Source organism: Uniformispora flossi (assembly GCF_049534875.1).
Classification (GTDB): Bacteria; Actinomycetota; Actinomycetes; order Streptomycetales; family Streptomycetaceae; genus Yinghuangia; species Yinghuangia aomiensis.
This window is the reverse complement of sequence record NZ_JBMULZ010000009.1, coordinates 200,359-217,035: the sequence shown is the minus strand read 5'-3', so window position 1 is coordinate 217,035 and position 16,677 is coordinate 200,359. Positions and strand designations below refer to the sequence as shown.

The 16,677-nt window shown below is 72.5% G+C and carries 14 protein-coding genes; 1 reads left to right on the top strand and 13 read right to left on the bottom strand.

Features of this window, described 5'->3' with window-relative positions; translation table 11 throughout:
* Positions 1-9 precede the first annotated feature (9 nt).
* The 5 genes from ACPA54_RS21410 to ACPA54_RS21390 all read right to left on the bottom strand — a co-directional run bounded on the left by ACPA54_RS21410 (position 10) and on the right by ACPA54_RS21390 (position 5,558).
* Positions 10-1,914 carry an FtsX-like permease family protein gene (locus ACPA54_RS21410; RefSeq protein WP_423532124.1) on the bottom strand — a complete coding sequence of 635 codons (1,905 nt, stop codon included), beginning with the start codon at positions 1,912-1,914 and terminating at the stop codon, positions 10-12.
* Between the two features lie 244 nt (positions 1,915-2,158).
* The gene (locus tag ACPA54_RS21405) at positions 2,159-2,482 is read right to left on the bottom strand and encodes a DUF397 domain-containing protein (RefSeq protein WP_423532122.1); all 324 of its coding nucleotides are present in this window, start codon (positions 2,480-2,482) and stop codon (positions 2,159-2,161) included.
* A 342-nt stretch (positions 2,483-2,824) separates the two neighbouring features.
* Positions 2,825-4,399 carry an immunity 49 family protein gene (locus tag ACPA54_RS21400; protein WP_423532120.1) on the bottom strand — a complete coding sequence of 525 codons (1,575 nt, stop codon included), beginning with the start codon at positions 4,397-4,399 and terminating at the stop codon, positions 2,825-2,827.
* 92 nt (positions 4,400-4,491) lie between these two features.
* Positions 4,492-4,737 carry a DUF397 domain-containing protein gene (locus ACPA54_RS21395; RefSeq protein ID WP_423532118.1) on the bottom strand — a complete coding sequence of 82 codons (246 nt, stop codon included), beginning with the start codon at positions 4,735-4,737 and terminating at the stop codon, positions 4,492-4,494.
* Positions 4,734-5,558 (bottom strand): helix-turn-helix domain-containing protein, encoded by an 825-nt coding sequence (locus tag ACPA54_RS21390; RefSeq protein WP_423532116.1) that lies wholly within the window; start codon positions 5,556-5,558, stop codon positions 4,734-4,736. The genes ACPA54_RS21395 and ACPA54_RS21390 overlap by 4 nt, the downstream gene beginning before the upstream one ends.
* A 279-nt stretch (positions 5,559-5,837) precedes the next feature.
* Between ACPA54_RS21390 and ACPA54_RS21385 the strand changes: the two genes are divergently transcribed.
* Positions 5,838-6,056 carry a hypothetical protein gene (locus ACPA54_RS21385; protein ID WP_423532114.1) on the top strand — a complete coding sequence of 73 codons (219 nt, stop codon included), beginning with the start codon at positions 5,838-5,840 and terminating at the stop codon, positions 6,054-6,056.
* 25 nt (positions 6,057-6,081) lie between these two features.
* On the opposite strand, the gene ACPA54_RS21380 is transcribed toward ACPA54_RS21385, so the two are convergent.
* From ACPA54_RS21380 to ACPA54_RS21345, 8 genes are all read right to left on the bottom strand, one after another.
* The gene (locus ACPA54_RS21380) at positions 6,082-6,633 is read right to left on the bottom strand and encodes a hypothetical protein (protein WP_423532112.1); all 552 of its coding nucleotides are present in this window, start codon (positions 6,631-6,633) and stop codon (positions 6,082-6,084) included.
* 109 nt (positions 6,634-6,742) lie between these two features.
* A complete protein-coding gene (locus ACPA54_RS21375) occupies positions 6,743-7,948 on the bottom strand; it encodes a methyltransferase (RefSeq protein WP_423532110.1) in 1,206 nt (401 codons plus the stop codon).
* A 37-nt stretch (positions 7,949-7,985) separates the two neighbouring features.
* Positions 7,986-8,984: an MBL fold metallo-hydrolase gene (locus ACPA54_RS21370; RefSeq protein ID WP_423532108.1), complete on the bottom strand. Its 999-nt coding sequence runs from the start codon at positions 8,982-8,984 to the stop codon at positions 7,986-7,988.
* A gap of 78 nt (positions 8,985-9,062) precedes the next feature.
* Positions 9,063-9,440 (bottom strand): VOC family protein, encoded by a 378-nt coding sequence (locus ACPA54_RS21365; protein ID WP_423532106.1) that lies wholly within the window; start codon positions 9,438-9,440, stop codon positions 9,063-9,065.
* A 125-nt stretch (positions 9,441-9,565) separates the two neighbouring features.
* Positions 9,566-11,812: a transglutaminase TgpA family protein gene (locus tag ACPA54_RS21360; RefSeq protein WP_423532104.1), complete on the bottom strand. Its 2,247-nt coding sequence runs from the start codon at positions 11,810-11,812 to the stop codon at positions 9,566-9,568.
* Positions 11,809-13,065, bottom strand: a complete 1,257-nt coding sequence (locus ACPA54_RS21355) for a DUF58 domain-containing protein (RefSeq protein ID WP_423532102.1) — start codon at positions 13,063-13,065, stop codon at positions 11,809-11,811. Before ACPA54_RS21355 ends, ACPA54_RS21360 begins: the two co-directional genes overlap by 4 nt.
* Positions 13,055-14,086: an AAA family ATPase gene (locus ACPA54_RS21350; protein WP_423532100.1), complete on the bottom strand. Its 1,032-nt coding sequence runs from the start codon at positions 14,084-14,086 to the stop codon at positions 13,055-13,057. Before ACPA54_RS21350 ends, ACPA54_RS21355 begins: the two co-directional genes overlap by 11 nt.
* Positions 14,087-14,119: 33 nt before the next feature.
* On the bottom strand, positions 14,120-16,636 hold the full coding sequence (locus tag ACPA54_RS21345) for a hypothetical protein (RefSeq protein WP_423532098.1): 2,517 nt from the start codon (positions 16,634-16,636) through the stop codon (positions 14,120-14,122).
* Between the last annotated feature and the right edge of the window lie 41 nt (positions 16,637-16,677).

The following is a 16,677-nucleotide window of genomic DNA, read 5'->3' as shown; positions in this document are numbered from 1 at the left end:
AGCCCGACATCAGTCGCCTCGACGTGCCGCAATCGCGTGCTGCGCCGCCGCGACCGCGGCCGGGACGGCGACGACGGCGGCCACCCCCGCCACCACGCCGATCGCCGTCCACGGCATCAGCAGCGGGCCCACGCCGGTCAACGACACCAGCGCCGTCCACAACGGCAGCAGCGTCAGCGCGGTGGCCAGCAGTCCCAGAACCACACCGACTGCCACCGTCAGCGCGGCCTCGGCGGCCGCCGTCCGACGGATCTGTGCCCGCGTCGCGCCCGCCAGGCGCAACGCCTGCCACGCGGGGGCCTGGTCGGCGGCCGACATCGCGGTCGCGTTCGCGATGGCCAGGCAGCCGAAGAGCACGGCGAGACCGAGCACGAAAGCCACGGACAGCCGCTTGCGATCGTCCTGCGACCCGCCGCTCTGCGCCTGCGCCCACTGGTCGCCACTACGGACCGCCGCGCCGTACCGGGCCGCCGTGCCGCGCACCGCCGCTTCCGCCTGCGTGTGCTCCGCCCCGGCAGGCAGCCGGACGAAGGTCTCCGCCGGTGCGCCGGGCGGCGCGTACGACCGGCTCACCAGCACGGGCGACCCACTTGCGCCGGGCTCGACCGTGGCGACGATCCGCAGCGTGTGCTCGCTCCCGTCGGCCATCCGCACCGGAATCTCTGCTCCGAGGGTGTGCTGCTCCCAGTCGTCCGGGACGACCACACCGCCCGCGTCCAGATCGGCGATCGCCCCGGAGGTGACGCGCAGGCGCAGGGCGTCGCCCCAGGTCCGCGGGTCGATCGCGTAGGCCTCCGCCACGACCCAGATCGACGCGGCCGGGGTCAAGCGCACCGTCATCGGCACCGGTGCCGTCGCCACCACGCCCGGAATGGCCTGGAGTTCGGCGGACGGCACGCGGGCGTCGACGACGAAGTCCGCGGTCACCCGGTCCTGGGTCTCCCGGACCTTCGCCGCCTGCACGGTGTCCGTGCCGGCGATCAGCGTCGCGCCGAGCGCGACGGTCATCAGCACCGGCGCGACGGTGGCCGCCGTACGCCGCGGGGCCGCCGCCGCACCCGCGCGGGCGAGTTCGAGGGTGAGCGGAGCCCGTCGCGTGGTGATCCGTCCCAACGCGTGCAGCAGCCCTCGGACGAGCAGCGGCGCCAGCAGGGCGACGCCGGGGATCACCAGCATCGGGGCGACCGTGCGGTGCTTGCGGTGGATCGCCTCGTCCGGCATGAAGAGCGCAGTGGCCAGCAGATAGCCGAACACCGCGACCAGGAGGACCGCACCGACGATCAACCGGCCCCGCGCCGCCCCCGGCTCGTCGAGGGCCGCCTGCCGCAGCGCCTCGACGGGACGGACCCGCGCCGCCTGCCGGGCCGCGGCAACCGCACCGCTCACCGCGACGACGACGCCGGTCGCGAACGCGACGTACAGCGGCCACTGCGCGCTGCTTGCGGTCAGCCACGCGGGCGCCAGCTCGTGCCGCCCGAGCCACGCGATCAGCTCCGGCGCGGCCAGCCGCCCCAGCAGGCAGCCCAGGACACCCGCCGGCACCGACAACCACACGGCCTCGCGCAGCACCATCCGCCGCACCTGGCGCGGCGTCGCACCGACGGCACGCAGCAGCGCGAGTTCACGCCGCCGCCGGGCAACCGAGAACGCGAACGTCGACGCAACCACGAACACCGCGGCGAACACCGACGTCCCGACGGCGGTACCGGCCAAGGCATCCGTGGCGATCAAAGCATCGTGGTCGTCACCGCGCCCGTGCGCGGTGGCCGACGAAGCGAGCACGATCAGCATCGCGGCCACACTGGCCACACCGAAGGCAAGCGTCACAAAACTGCCGGCGAGGTCGCCGAACCTGCCGTGCAGGGAGGGGAATCTGATGCGGCGCCGCGCGGCGCCGATACGGGTCGAAGACACGCCGTTCAGTGAATCGGCATTGACGCTGGGCGCCCATGGTGCCGACGCCCGGAGGCGACGGGGGGACAGCCCCCGTGCCGCCGGGGTCGGGTGGGAGATAGCCGGCCGTCCCGTGCTGCCGCCGAGGCATCTCCCGGGCAAAGGAAGGGACTTGGTCGGCCCCACGAGGTCTGCAAGCGGTTGCGGCGGCGGGCTCACCGCGCCGCCGCCGCAGAACAACACCGGTGCGTCCGAGGCGCTGTCGCTATCGCTTGATGGAATCCATCAGGGCAGACCACGAGGCTGAGGAGAGGGCAAGGTGGCCGCGGTCGGTGTCCTTGCTGTCGCGGACGCCGATGGCGTGGCCAAGGGCGGCAGTCTCGACGCACTCGCCACCCTGGTTGCCGCTATGGCTCGACTTCCGCCATTGGCCGTGTCCGGACGGGAGAACGGCTGTCTCGACGCACGCACCGCCTTGGTTGCCGCTGTAGGTCGACTTCCGCCAGAGAACGGCTGCCTCGATGCAGTTGCCCCCTTGATTGCCGCTGTGACTCGACTTGCGCCACGCCGGTCCGCTGGGCGTCGTCATCGGATGCCATCCCGTAAGTCACCTATGAGGTCCTCGCTGGTCCAGAGGACGCGCCACCCAACCAGTCAATGTAGCCCAATGCCGATGCGGTGCGGGATAGCGCGCAGCTACCAAACGGGAGCCCGTTGTGCAGGTACGCAATCCGTCCCTCGGAGAGGGCCCGAACGGCGGCGGCCAAGAGGCGGCAGACCCTGTCCGGTACGAGCTCCAGAGCCTTGCCGACCACGACGAAGCGGGCCGAGCCGAAGGCGCTGAGCGGCTGATGCCAGGAACTACAGCAGGAAGCAATCGGGGCTTGGTGGGATCACGTACGCGGCAGGGGGGCTGCGGCCGGGAGTGCCGTCACCGCGGGCTGAGGCCTTCGATCACCGCGCGGGGGAGGTAGTCGGACTCGACCCGCACCGGGATGCCCCGGTCGTGGGCAAGGCAAGCCAGTCCGAGGGCGTCGAAGGAGAGTTGCCCGTCCGGGTCGTCGATGCCGTCGCCTGCGCTGTAGTAGTCGGCGTACAGGCCCAGTGCGTCGGCGAGGGCGGCGTTGAAGCCGTCCGCGTCGTCCTCCGTGATGCGGTCGAGCAGTCGGACGCGGGGGTTGCGCAGGCACTCCCAGTGCGCGTCGCCGGAAGTCCTGGCCAGTGCGCGCCGCAGATGCGGGCGCGGATCGGTGCCGCGCAGGACGGCGTGGCACGAGCGGGCGTAGGAGTTGGTGTCCCCAAGCGTCGCGTGCAGGTCGTCGGCATCGAACGCGGCCAGGGCCGCGAGGTCTGCCTGCCTGCGGGACGTCCATGCCAGCGCGGCGGCCCGCACGTACGTCCAGTCCGAGGCGTCGCCGTTCCGTCCGGACGCGGGCAGTTCCGCAGTGTGCCCGGCCAGGGTGACGGCGACCATGGTGCCCCGCGGGACGGCGGCGAGCCGGAACGCCGACGCCAGCGACTCGCTCGCGAGGGCCACCCCGTCGATGTAGTCGGCGCTCTCGGCGCGCGGGTCCAGGACGGAGCGGAACGACAGCTCCATCATCGTGTGCTCCCCGGGACCGGCCATCGCCGAGAACCGGAACTGGACGAGCACGTCCGGGTGGAACGCGGATCCCACCCGCGATGCGGAACGCTTCCCGGAGTTCGCCAGCCAGCGGGCGGCGCGCTCGGCATCGAAGGCGGGCCGGGCGATCGGGCCGTCCGCGCTCGGCTTCCTTGGCCCCGCGCGCGTGAACAGCCGCTCGGGCAGGTAGCCGGACGCGACCTCGACCGGCAGTCCGGTCTCGTGCGCGAGCGCGGCCATGGCCACCGGCCCCCACGCGACGAGGTCACGCGGATACTTCCCGGCCCGTTCGCGGTGCCGCCGCAACGCCTCGGCCAGGGCAGCGTTGAACGCGGCGGCGTCGCGTTCGGCGATGGCGCGGAGCATCGTGCCCTCGGGGGAGTCCGGGTAGCTCTCGGCGGGCTGCTTCGCCCAGAAGGCACGCAAGCCCTGAAGGTCGTCGTCCTCGGGCAGGTGCCGGGTCAGCGCGTACAGCCCGGCCAAGACGTCGTCCGCGCCGCCGGCGACCGCGACTTGCCAGGCCACGAGCCAGTCGTGCGCGCTCAGGCGCGCTTCCTCCTCCTGCCGGAAGCCGAACCCGACGCCCAGGTAGTCGACGAACGCCCGGACCTCCTCACCGACCGGCACGGTCCGAGCGACCGCGAAGTCCCGGTACAGCGCCGCGGCAGAGGTCAGCGCGAGCCAGGTCTCGCGTGTCTCGACGTACGGGTCGATCTCGACCGTGCGCGCGGCCGCGTAGTCCAGCAGCATGTCGGCAAGCATCTCGATGCCGTACGCACCGCCGTTCTCGGCGAGCTTGGTATCCCGGTCGAGCCGCTCGGGCACGGCTGCCAAAGCGGCGGCGACGGCGGCTGGGGCGATGCTGTGGCGATCAATGTGCATGGGGCGTGATGGTAGTCATCGGCTGCCCGCCCGGCGCTCGATCCGACACGCGGCCGCCGCAGACCAACACCCGTGCGTCCGAGGCTCTCGCGCTATCGCTTAAGGGACTTCGTGAGAGCAGACCACGAGGCCGTGGAGAGGGTCAAGTGGCCACGGTGGGTGTCCTTGCTGTCGCGGACGCCAATGGCGTGGTCGAGGACAGCCGTCTCAACACAGTCGCCGCCTTGTTGACCGCTGTGGCTCGACTTCCGCCAGAGCACGGCCGTCTCGACGCAGTTGCCACCCTGCTGACCGCTATACGAAGACTTGCGCCACGTGAGCCGGGGAAGTGCGGTCATGCTGTTCCCTCCAGGAGGTCTCTCAGATGCCGGGCGGTGCGTTCGGGTGACAGCGTGTCGGCCCGCAGCAGATCGTAACGGCGCTGCACCTCGGAGACGCCGTGAATGTCGGTCGACATCCGGCCCTCGAAAACGCCTTCGGCGTAAGTGCATTCTCCTTTGCCGGGCACGCTGAGCAGCACGAACGCTCCGTCCATGCAGGCGTGCAGACCAGCCTCGATCGGGACCATCTCCAACACCACGTTGTTCAGGTCGACCAACTCCAGCAGGTGCGTGAGCTGAGCTTGGGCTACCGGCTTGTCCTGGATGAGCCTCAGCAGCGCCGTTTCGTCAACAACGGCCCAGTACTCGGGCGCATCCCGCTTAGTGAGTAAGTGCTTACGCTTCAGTCTGCGATCGACCCACGTGTCGATCGTGCTCGTCGGCACTCGGGCCCGACGCAGCAGGATCCGCATGTACACCTCGCACTGCAGCAGCCCTGGAATTACCTGGGGTTGAAACGTGCGGATCCGCACCGCTGCGGCTTCTGCTTTGGCGAACGTGTCGAACCACCCCGGCTGGTCATCCGCGAGCCGATTGGCGTGAAATGCCGTGGCGATCAGCAGCCCCTCGGCACCGAGCCGCTCGTCGAACTGCGCCACGAACTCCTCGCCAGGGTGTCGTTCCGCGGTCTCGATCTGTCCAACGAACGACCCTGTTGCATGCAGATCCGCGCCCAGCCGATCCTGCGTCAGTCCCGCGCGCAAGCGGAAAAAGCGCAGGTAGGCGCCGAAGAGGTCCCACATCGAAGCTTCCGGATCAAGGGTCTTGGGAGCGGGCATCGTTCGTCTATCCCCCAGGTTCAACTGCTGAACTTCGCGCCGTTCCCAAACTACGCGTCGCCATGTTCCTCTGCGTAGCGAATCGGTCACTGGGAGGCTGGAAATGATGCGCGGTGAGAGTCGGATGACCATCCGTACGTACACGCCCGGCGCGGGCGGCAATCAGCAACGCGACACGCAGGTTCGGGTCATCCGTCCCCACGACGGGTTTCCGCCCTCGTCCGTCTTCTCCTGGCCGGCGTGCAGGTGCCCGCGGTGCGTGCCGAGCGGCGGCAAGTGATGGCTACCGACGAACAATTGGCCAAGCTTCAGGCCGCCGAGGAATACGCCGCGCGGATCCGGCAGCGCATCGAGCACCCCATCGTCCACCTCCCCGGCGGCGGGACCGGCATCGTCGAGTCCCGCTCGGAGGACGGCACTTCACTCGTCCGCGCGTTGAGGGACGGCAGCAGGGTCATCCTGCCCTGGTGGCTGGTGCGTCCTGTCGACGACAACTAAACCGTGGCAACCCGCTGTTCCGACGTCACCGGCCGACGGTCTGAGAGCCCGACGCCTCCGCCAGCCTCTGGAAGCCACCCGCGAGCGCCTGGCCGTCCCTCCGGCTCCCCCATCGGGTGAACGTGACCGACCCACGATCGGTGGTCTGCACCTCAACGACCGTGCGGCGGAACCGCCGACGCGACGCAACACCTGTAACGGCGTCGGTGGCCAGCGCTCCCGCCGGCTGCGCCGCGGCGCGGCCGTCGACGCGTCGGGCCAGCCATTGCAGATTCAGCTCGCAGAATCCGAAGGTGACGATCTTGGTCAGGACCGCCAGCACTCCGTACACGAGCAACCCGACGAGCCAAACCCCACCCGGCACGGCGCATGCCATGGCGACCACTTCGGGCGCACCGGCGAAATAAGCAAGGGTGCCGATCCATGCCAAGGCGAGCGACGCCAGCACCGCAAGCCAGAACCGTACGACCCAGTCATGCCAGCGGACCGGCGACGTGTAGAACACCGCCTGGCTCGGCAAGAACCGAACCTTGACCCGCGCACCCGGTCGCGATCTCACGAAGTCCGCCTCGGCCATGCCTGCCTCCCCGTCCGGCCGCACGCTGTCGATGCTTCTTGGTGAGAATACAGCTCACACCTTGCGCGTCTTTTACGTTCAGCCAGGCAGGTCGTGCCGCCGCCTCAGCTCAGACCCGTCGGCCGGCCTTCACCGCGCGCAGAACCACGAACTTGCGGTCCGAAGCCACCACTTCACCGTTCCCGAAGATGCGCTTCAGCTTCGTGTGGTAGCCCAGATGCCGGTTGCCGACCACCCACAGCTCGCCGCCCGGGCGCAGCGCTCGGCGGGCACCGGTGAACATGCGCCAGGCAACGGCGTCGGTGGTGGCCTGGTGGCTGTGGAACGGAGGGTTGTTGAGGACCACGTCGGCCGTCCCCGGCGGGAAGCCCTCCAGCGCGTCGCCCACGACGAACTCCGCATCGCCGTCAGGGACGTTCGTACGGAACGTCGCCTCCGCCGATGCCACCGCCTGATACGACTCGTCGACGAATGTCACCGAAGCCGACGGGTCGGCGAGCGCCACCGCCGTCCCGACGACACCGTTGCCGCAGCCCAGGTCGACCACCCGCGTCGGCTGCCCGGCCGGACCCGGCAAGTGCCCCAGGAAGAACCGCGTGCCGATGTCGAGCCGTTCCGCGCAGAAGACACCGGCGTGGTTGACCACCGTGCGGCCCGACACGGCCCCGACGTCCGGGGGCAGGGCGTAGCTGTGCGGCCAGGGGTTGTCCGGCCGCGCCAAACCGGGATCGGGTGTGGTCAGGATCAGCCGGGCCTTCTTCTCCGCCAGTGTCGTCCGGGTCGGGCCGAGGATGCGCGCGAACAAGTCGAGGGTGGACGCGTGGATCTCCGTCACCATCCCCGCCCCGACGATCACCGTGTCCTCGTGCACCGAAGGCGCCAAGCGGTGCAGCTGGTCCTCCAGCAGCGCGAGGCTCTTCGGGACCCGGACGATCAGGACGTCGATCCGCGCCGGCACCGGATCCTGCGTCGTCACCACCCGCGCGCCCGACGGCGACCCGTTGCGCGCCACGTTCGCCCGCGTCGCCTGCACCGTAAGAAACGAGTCCGTCACCAGCGTCGGACGATGCGCCTCCAATGCGGTCGTCAAAGCCCCCCACCGGTCGCCGACCACAACGACCTCACCGCCGAGGTCCACCGCCGGCACGTCGACGCCTTCCGGCCCCGGCACACCGGCGAGCCGACGCAGCGCGTAGCCGTCCGCCGCGTCCCACGCCCGCAGCTGATCCCGCGGGTCCTCCGGGTACCTGGTCAGGTCGAAGTCACCGAACGGCGTCGTGAAGACGGCAGGGGCAGAGGAAGCGGGGTGGCTCATGATGCAACCCAGCGTAACCGGCGCCGCGCCCCCGACCTCACCCCGCCGCGGCGTGCTGGTGCTGCTCCGGCAGTCGGCTCTCCGGGTGCGCCCACACGACGACGTTCCGCAGCGGCTCGCCGTCCGGGCCGGTCACCCCGCGGAAGAAGTCGACGACCTCCCGATCCGCATGCCGCAGGCTGAAGTGGGTCAGGACGAAGAGCGTCGACGGGTGCGCCTCCACCACCGGCCGCAGCCTGCTCCACACCGTGTGCCCCACGCGCTCCGCGCGCTCGGCCTCCGCATCGTCCAGGAACGTGCACTCGGTGACGATCACCGGGTAGTCGAACAGCCACGGATTGCGCTCGAACACCCTCGGGTGGGTGTCGCCGAGGAACGCGAACACCGGCTCCGCCACCTCGACCTCGACCGGCTCCCCCGCCTTCCGCCGTCGCGCCGCCTCGCGGCCGAACTCGGCGCCACGCCCCGCGCGCACCAACTCGTCACGCATCTGCTGGAGTTCGGGCACCAGCCGCTTTGCCGGAGCGGAGAAGGCATAGCCGACGCACGGGATCTTGTGCTCGCACGCCACGACCCGCACCTGATAACCCCGCCGCCCGAACGCGAACTCGTCACCGTCGCACACACCGTGCACGCGATAGCCGCCGTCCAGCGCGGGGTCATAGTCCGGACCGTGGTTCAGCTGCGCCGACGTCCGCAGGTACGCCTCGACGTACGGCACCGCCTCCGCCGGCACGTACACCTCCGCCCCCGCCGCCGTGGCCGCGTTCACCGCCAGGAAGTCCAGGTCTTTGACGTGGTCGTGGTGGGTGTGCGTCAGGAACACCGTGTCGACGCGCCGCCCCTCGCACAGCCCCGCATCGAGCGCACAGCGCAGCTCGGGCACGTGGAAGAACGTCTTGTCGTTGGCACGCGAATAGCCGGTGAGGGTCAGGTCCGCACCGGGCATCCGCCAGGTCTTCCATTGGCGGAACGGGTGTCCGTGGCCGAGGAGTTCGACGGGCGGGAGAGGCGTCTCGGAGGCGGAGTCGATCACCCGCGCACCCTACGCGCGGTATTCCGCACCGGGCATCCGCTTTTCGCGGTTACCGGACAGCCCCGGTGAGGCCGGCCCCTACATTCCCTGAGCCACGCACAGCACGTTGCCCTCGCTGTCCCGGAACCACGCCGCGCGTCCGCCTTCCGGCGACTCGGCGACGCCGTTCACGGTCTTGAGACCCGGGAAGTCGTAGTCCTCGAAGACCACGCCTCGGCCGCGCAGGTCCTTCATCGCCGCGTCGAGGTCGTCGACCTTCCAGCTGGCGAGGGTGTGCTGTGCCTGGCCGCCGTACGGCGTCTCGTACATGGAGAACTGCGTTCCGCCGCACGTGAACGTGACGTCCTCGGCCCGCTCCTCCTTGACGGCGATACCCAGCTTGTCGCGGTAGAAAGCCACCGCCCGCGCCCGGTCGGTCACGGGGACGACTGCGGTCAAAGGTGCATCGGCAATCATGATGCTCACCTCCGTCCTCCCAGCCTAGGCCCGGCAACCGCGGCTCCGGACTACCCCTGGGGGGCATCTGGTGCCCCGGAAAACACGGTCATGCATATGCAACGGCAACGGCCGAGGCAAAGCCCTCACACCGGCACGCGCACCCGCATCCGCTCCCCCACGGCCACCGCCTCCGCCACCCGCACCGCGGTACGCCACGCCTCCGCCGCCGCGGCCTCGTCCGGTTCCAGCCCCGCATAGCCCACGGCATTCACCAGGTCGGCCAAGGCCGCGACCGACCGATCACCGGACTCCCCCACGAATCCGTCCCAGAACTCCGCCACCTCCGCCACGGTCAACGTCCCCGGCGCCGCCATCCCCGCCCCGTGCAGGCTCGCCCCGATGCGCCGCCACGCCGCCACGACCTGCGCCGCCGGACTCCCGCGCCGTTCCGCACGCCGCATCCGCCACGGCCGCAGCGCCCGCCACCCCGCCCAAACCGCCCAGGCAACGAGACCCGCAACCCCGACAACCACCAACACCCACCACCAACGCAGGCCGCCCCCGCCCCCACCCCCGGCAGCGGGCCCCGGCACCCCACTCCCCTGATGCGGCGCATCGATGATCTGCGCATCGTCGAGCAACCGCTGCGCCCCCGCGCCCGGTGCCGCCGCCCCCTCCGGTCCGGACGGTACGGCCGCCGGTCCGGCCGGCGCCGCCGTCACCCGCTGCCCGGGCGTCGGCTGGAACGGCACCCAGCCGACACCCGCGAACTCGACCTCCGGCCACACCACCGCGTCCGCGCCGGTGACCTGCCACCCGTCGGGCGTGGCGGTGCCGTGGTGGAAGCCGACGACGAGGCGGGTGGGCAGCCCCAGCGACCGCGCCATGACGGCGAAGGCCGCGGCGAACTGCTCCGACGTCCCGCGCTTCGCCTCGGTCAGGAAGAACTCCAGGCTCCGGTACGTGTGCCCGGGCGCCGCCTGCACGTCGAACACGTGCCCCTCGCGCAGCCACGCCGCCAACCGCAGCGCCTGCTGGTACGGGAACGTGCTGCCCTGCGTCGCCTGCTGCCCCAGCTCGCGCAGCAGGTCGCGGGTCGGCGAATCGGGCAGCCGGGTCATCGCCGGGTCCACCGCGGTCGGCGCGTACTGCACGAGCCGCGCGTCGAAGACCGGCACCCGGGACGCGACCTGGTAGCTGTCCCCGTCCCGGATCGGCGCCGTGTCCGCGAGCGCTCCGGTATCCGGGTCGACCGCCAACCGATCCGCCACCGGCCCGGTCACCCGCACCGGCCGGTCGGCGGACGGCAGCCACACCCCGCCGAGCTGCTGCACGGTGATGCGCTGGTCGAGGGGCACGCGCCGCACACCCGCCTCGGGCGTGCCCGCCGCGCCGCCCGGCACCCGCCCGCCGGTCGGCCGCAGCAGCCCAGGTGGTGACCACGTGCTGCCGTCGAAGTCGGTGAGGACCGCCAGGCGCCAGTCCTGATCGGCGAGTTCGGCGGCACGGACCTTGAACAGCGGCCGCGCCGGGTCGAGCAGCCACGAGGCGACCAGGTCGAGCGGATTGCCGCCGTTGACGTACGCCGGTTCCCGCGCGGCCGCATCCGCCCGCAGGCTCACCGGAGTACGCCCGTCCACCCCGGTCGCCACCGGCGCCACGACGGCCGCCACCAGCGCCTGCGCGGCGATCAAGGGCACCGCGGCCACCACCGCCCGGCGAGCACGCGGCCGGGAGGTGTGCACGCGCGGCGCGCGCAGCACCACCAGCAGCCCGACGGCCACCAGAAACCCCGCCGCCGCGGGCACATTCGTCCCCGGCCCACCGGCGCCGAGCACCACCGCCACCCCGAACACCACTACGCCGGGCAGCGCCGGGAACAAGACCGTCCCGGTCCGCAACGCCAGTTCGGCCCCCGCCGAGGCGGCGAGCCACACGGCGGTGAACGGCAGGATCAGCAGCGCTCCCTCGGCGGGCAACGGAGTGATCATGGTCAGCACGCGGTGCGGCGCGTCGAGGAGGTCGATCCCCATCCGCCGCACCAGGCCGGGGGTGAGGCTCTCCCGCCGGTAGAGCAGACCCCACGCGCACAGCAGCCACGCAACGGGCCCGGCAAGGGCCGCACGCCACAACGGTGCTCGCGTGCCGTCGCGCCGCACGGACAGCAGACCCGAGAGCACCACCGGGGCCGCGGCAGCGATCACCACCAGGGGCAGCAAGGAACGCAGTTCGTAGACCCGGTGGAAGCCCGCGCCCGCCGCTGCCGCCGGCAGAAAAGCCGTCGGCAGGGCGGTGAGCCGACGCCGCGGATCGACGCCTTCCGGCCGTCCGGAAGCCTCCGGGACAGCGGACGCGGACGGCCCCAGCCCCCGCGGGCGAAGCCCGTTCACCGCGCCGCCTCCCGCTGCCACACCGTGACCAGCACCTCGGCACTCGCCGCGTACACATACGGCGTCCCGGCCGGCAGCGCCGACGCCGGCGCCTCGTCGGCGGCAGCCGCCGCACCGCCGACCCGGACCACCAGCACCCGCTCGAACCGTCCCGACACCTTGGCCAGCCCACCGAACCCCGCGGTATCGCCGGTGCCCGTCACCACGACCAACGTGCCGTCGGCGCGCGACCGGTCGAGTTCGTCGAAGGCGTCGGCCGCCGACGTGCCCTCCGACACCGCGACCACGGCCAAGACGTCCAGGAGTTCCTCCCCCGCCGACCCCCGCGCCGAGTCGGCCAACGCGATCCCGCCCTCCGTCAGCAGCCGCAGCGGGAAACGGTGCAGCAGCGCCGCGCAGCACACCGACGCCGCCGCCTCGACGGCGAGTTCGAAGGCGTCGGCGGCGCGCTCGGGCAGCCCCGGGTAGGCGGCGCCGCGCGTGTCGAGGACGACTGTCGTCCGCGGCATGCTCACGTCCACCATCTGCCGCACCATCAGTTCGCCGGTGCGTGCGGTGGAGCGCCAGTGGATCCGGCGCAGGTCGTCGCCCATGACGTAGGCGCGCAGGGTGTGGAACGTCTGGCTGCCCCCGTCGGCCGACGCCGAGTCGGGGCCCTCGATGTGGTGGGCCCGGCCGGACGCGAGCAGCGGCAGGGGGTGCACGCGGGGGCGTACGAGGACGGCAGTGTCGTCCGCGCACCGGCGTGCGCGCCGGGCCAGACCCGCCGGGTCCGCGCGCACAGCGTGCAAGGGCCCGACGGCAAGCCTCCCGCGGCGTCCGGTGGGCAGCGGATAGCGGGTCACCGCCGCGGCATGCGGGGCGACGTCGGCGACGGACACCGCGACCGGGCGCCCGTCGCACGCATCCTCGAGATCGACCCGGCGGGCACCGCGGCGTCCGCGCACCGTCACCGTGACGACGGCCTCCGCCCGGTCACCGCGCGTGACCCGCGCCGGGGTCACCGTGCGGGCGGCGTCGACGCGGAGCGGCGGCAGGACCCACGCGACCGCACCGAGCACGGCGAGCAGTCCGCCGCCCCCGAGCACCGCCGCTTCCGGGTACCCCAGCGGCCACGACAGTGCGAGCAGCAGCACGGACACGGCAAGTACGCGGGTCCCGACGGGAGTCGGCAGCCACCAGCCGTCGGCACCAAGCCGACGCGCCGGAACCGGATCGCGCCGCTTGCGGAGCCCCGCCCGATCACGCGCCACTGGCCGATGATCCGTTCCCGCCCGCCGTCGGCTGCGGCACCGCCACCCGCGCGAGCACCTCGGCGATCAGATCGGCCGCGGTCACCCCGGCCAGCTCCGACTCCGGGGCGAGCACCAGCCGGTGCGCGAGAACGGGCCCGGCGAGCGCTTTGACGTCCTCGGGGAGCGCGTACGCCCGACCCCGCGCCCCGGCGCGCACGCGGGCGGCCCGGACCAGCGCCACGCTCCCCCGCGGACCGGCACCGAGCCGGACGCCGGGCAGTTCACGCGTCGCCGCGGCCACGCGGACCGCGTAGTCGACGACGGGCGGCGGCACCCGCACCCGCTCGCGCACCACCTGTGCGAACTCGGCGACGTGCTGCGCAGTGGCGATGGTCGGCAGCGCCGCGATCGCGGGCCCGACCGCCGTGCCGCCCGCGACCTCCACCTCGGACGCGTGATCGGGGTAGCCGACGGTCACCCGCATCATGAACCGGTCGAGCTGGGCTTCCGGCAACGGATAGGTGCCGGCCATCTCGACCGGATTCTGCGTCGCGAACACCAGGAACGGCCGGGGGACTTCGTGCGTCACCGCGTCGACCGACACCTGCCCTTCCTCCATGACTTCGAGCAGCGCCGACTGCGTCTTGGGCGACGCCCGGTTGATCTCGTCGCCTATCACGACGTTCGCGAACACCGGACCGGGCAGGAACTCGAACCGGCCCGAGTCCTGCCGGAACACCGACACCCCGGTGATGTCCGACGGAAGCAGGTCGGGCGTGAACTGCACGCGGTGGCACGTCCCGTCGAGCGAGGCGGCCAAGGCGCGCGCCAGCGTGGTCTTGCCGGTGCCGGGCACGTCCACGACCAGGATGTGGCCTTCCGCGAACAGGCAGATCAGCGCCAGCTCCACGACCTCGTGCTTGCCCTTGAGCACGCGTTCGATGTTGTCGGCGAGCGCCGTGAAGCACGCGGTGAAGAGCTTGAGCGCCGCACCGGGAGCGGACTGCGTGCCGGGGGTTTCGAGGGAAGCCGTCGTCACGGTGGGGACTCCTGTGCGGGGGGTGGGGACGGTTCAGAGGCCTAGAGCTGCCGGGCGCACGGGCGGCAACCGGCCCGGCGCGGCGGCCACCGAGCCGGACGATGGTGCGGGACTCCCGCTTTGTCCGGTGCCCGGGCTCTTCGGCGGCGCGGTCAGGTCAAGGGACGCGTTGCTCGCCGGCCCGGACCCGGCCGCGTTGGCCGCGGTGACGGTGATGGGGTACTTCTTCCCGTTGGCCAGCCCGGCGACGGCGAACGTCGTGGCGCCGGTCTGCTGGTCGGGGCCGCCGCCGACCTTGACCGTGTACCAGACCTTGCTCGCGCCGTGCGCGGCCGCGGCCGTCCAGCCGAGCGTGCCGCCGTCGCCCGTCGCGGACGGCGTCGCGGTGACGGTGCCGACGGATCCGGGCGCGGTGCACGGGCGGACGGGCGTCGATGCGGTGGAGGTCGCCGAGGCGCCGCCGTCGTAGTGCGCGACGACCTTGTACGCGTACTCCTTGTCGCACGAGCCGCCCGACACGGTGAACTGCAAGCGCTCGCCGGGCGCGATCGTGGACGGTGAAACCGTCTGTCCGGAAACGAGGTTGGTCAGCGTGTACCCGGTCGGCGTCGCACCGGACGCGGGCGGGAAGGCGAGGACGATGCGCCCCGGTCCGGAGGTCGCCTCCGGTGCGCCTGGCGGCGTCTGCGGGAGCGTGGGCGGCTCGGTGGTCGGCGGCGACGTGGTGGGCAGAGTCGTCGGCGGGGTCGTCGGCGGTTCGGTGGTGGTCGGAGGCTCGGGGGTGGTCGCAGGCGCCGTGGTGGCGGGCGCGGTGGTCGCCGGGACCTCGGTGGTCGCGGGCGCGGTCGGCGTCGGGACGACCGGACCGCCGCCGGGCGGCAGCGCGGTGCGGGTCGGACCGGGGTAAGCAGTCCTGTCCGGACGACCGTTGCCAGTGCCAGTGCCAGTGCCGTTGCCGCCGCCCACCGGCCCGGGCACCACCGGAACCGGCAGGACCGGCACCGAGCCGCTCCCGTCCGGTCCGACGGTCACCGGCGGTTCCGGCCGCTGGTTGCCGGGCTCGTTGCCCCCGGACGGCGGGACGGACGACTGCGGCGCGGGGCCGGGCCCGACGGGGCCGTTGACGTAGCCGTTCCTGCCGTTGCCGCCGTTGCCGCCGTTCCCGCCGCCGACCCCGATGCCGCCGGCCGCCCGTTCCTCCCCCGGCGGCACCTTCCAGTCCACGGTGTTCCGGCCCGGCAGGTCGCTCGCGGCGACGCCCGCACCCGCGGGCGAGTCCGCCGCGTACTTGCCGACCGGATGTGCGACTCCCGCCGCGTCGATGACCGCGGCGGCCGAGCTGTTCTGGTCGTTGACCCACAGCATGCCGTCGCGCACGAACGAGTCCAGCGGGCCGGGCTTGCCGGTGACCGCGATCTGCGGATCGAACTGCGCCTTGGCGGTGTCGTACACGATGACGTTGCCGTGCCCGCGGTCCGGGATGTAGACGCGCCCGCCGAGCACTTGCGGCGGTGCGTACGACCCGGCCGCCGCGCCGATGCCCAGCGACACCGCCGTCACCGACCCCTTGTCCAGATCGACCAGCACCAGCGTGCCGGTGTCCCCCGCGAGCACCGGGACGACCGCGCCCGGCGTGGTCTCCGGCGTCAGCACGCGTGTCCCGTCGCCCTGGCCGAAGACCGTCGGGAGCGTGACCTGCCGGGTCGGACCGCCCGGCGTCACCACGGTGACAGTGCCAGCCCACGGGTCCGTGACGACCGGCCGGTCGCCCGCCAACGTCAACCGCAGCGGACTGCCCGGCGCGGCCACCGCCACCGCCACGCCCGGCACCGCGCCGCGGACCGGCACGATCTGCCCCTTGCCGGGCAGCGGCACCCACAGCGTCCCGCGCGAGTCGGCCTGCGCCCGGCCGACGGGCTTGTCGCCCAGGTCGAGGGCGGCGGACAGCGGTTGCAGGTCGAGGGGGTTGATCTGCCGTACGCCGCCCTGGGCTTCGTCGACGAGCCAGCTGCTGCCGCCGCCGCTCACCAGGCGCAGCCCGGGGGTGCCGTAGTCGTAGCGGTACGGCACGGACAGCTGCGCGGGGTCGATCCGCGACACGACCCCGGTGGTCTGGTCGACGACGAGGATGCTGGTGCCGTCTTCGGCGACCTGGATCGGATGGCCCTGCGTACCGGGCAACGGGACCCGTCCGTCGGTGCGGCCGGTCGGCCCGTTGACGTGCGACGCGCTGCCGTTGCCGGAACTGGGGAGCCAGGCACCGAGGTTGCCGAGCTTGGGCAGCGCGTCGGCGGCGCCAAGGCCAACGATGACGGAGGCGGCGATCAGCACGGCGACGAGGCCGAGGGCGACATAGCCGATCGCCCGGTCGCCGCGACGGGTGAGGACGGCAGCCGCGCGGCGTATGCGCGACGGGCTTCCGTCATCGGGCTTGGCGGCCTCGGCGGTCTTTCCGGGCCGGGCGGGCACCGCCGGCTTCTTCGGTTTCTCCGTCTTGGCGAGCGCACCCTTGGTCGGCGCACCCTTGGCCGGCGCCCCTTCGGCGAGCACCCCGGTTGTCTCCGGCTCAGCGAGCCGATGCGGCCGCAAGC

Excerpts from the sequence above, each read along its gene's own strand:
- ACPA54_RS21365 (WP_423532106.1), bottom strand. The coding sequence starts at position 9,440 with ATGATTGCCGATGCACCTTTGACCGCAGTCGTCCCCGTGACCGACCGG.
- ACPA54_RS21405 (WP_423532122.1), bottom strand. The coding sequence starts at position 2,482 with ATGACGACGCCCAGCGGACCGGCGTGGCGCAAGTCGAGTCACAGCGGC.
- ACPA54_RS21385 (WP_423532114.1), top strand. The coding sequence starts at position 5,838 with ATGGCTACCGACGAACAATTGGCCAAGCTTCAGGCCGCCGAGGAATAC.
- ACPA54_RS21390 (WP_423532116.1), bottom strand. The coding sequence starts at position 5,558 with ATGCCCGCTCCCAAGACCCTTGATCCGGAAGCTTCGATGTGGGACCTC.
- ACPA54_RS21380 (WP_423532112.1), bottom strand. The coding sequence starts at position 6,633 with ATGGCCGAGGCGGACTTCGTGAGATCGCGACCGGGTGCGCGGGTCAAG.
- ACPA54_RS21375 (WP_423532110.1), bottom strand. The coding sequence starts at position 7,948 with ATGAGCCACCCCGCTTCCTCTGCCCCTGCCGTCTTCACGACGCCGTTC.
- ACPA54_RS21400 (WP_423532120.1), bottom strand. The coding sequence starts at position 4,399 with ATGCACATTGATCGCCACAGCATCGCCCCAGCCGCCGTCGCCGCCGCT.
- ACPA54_RS21395 (WP_423532118.1), bottom strand. The coding sequence starts at position 4,737 with ATGACCGCACTTCCCCGGCTCACGTGGCGCAAGTCTTCGTATAGCGGT.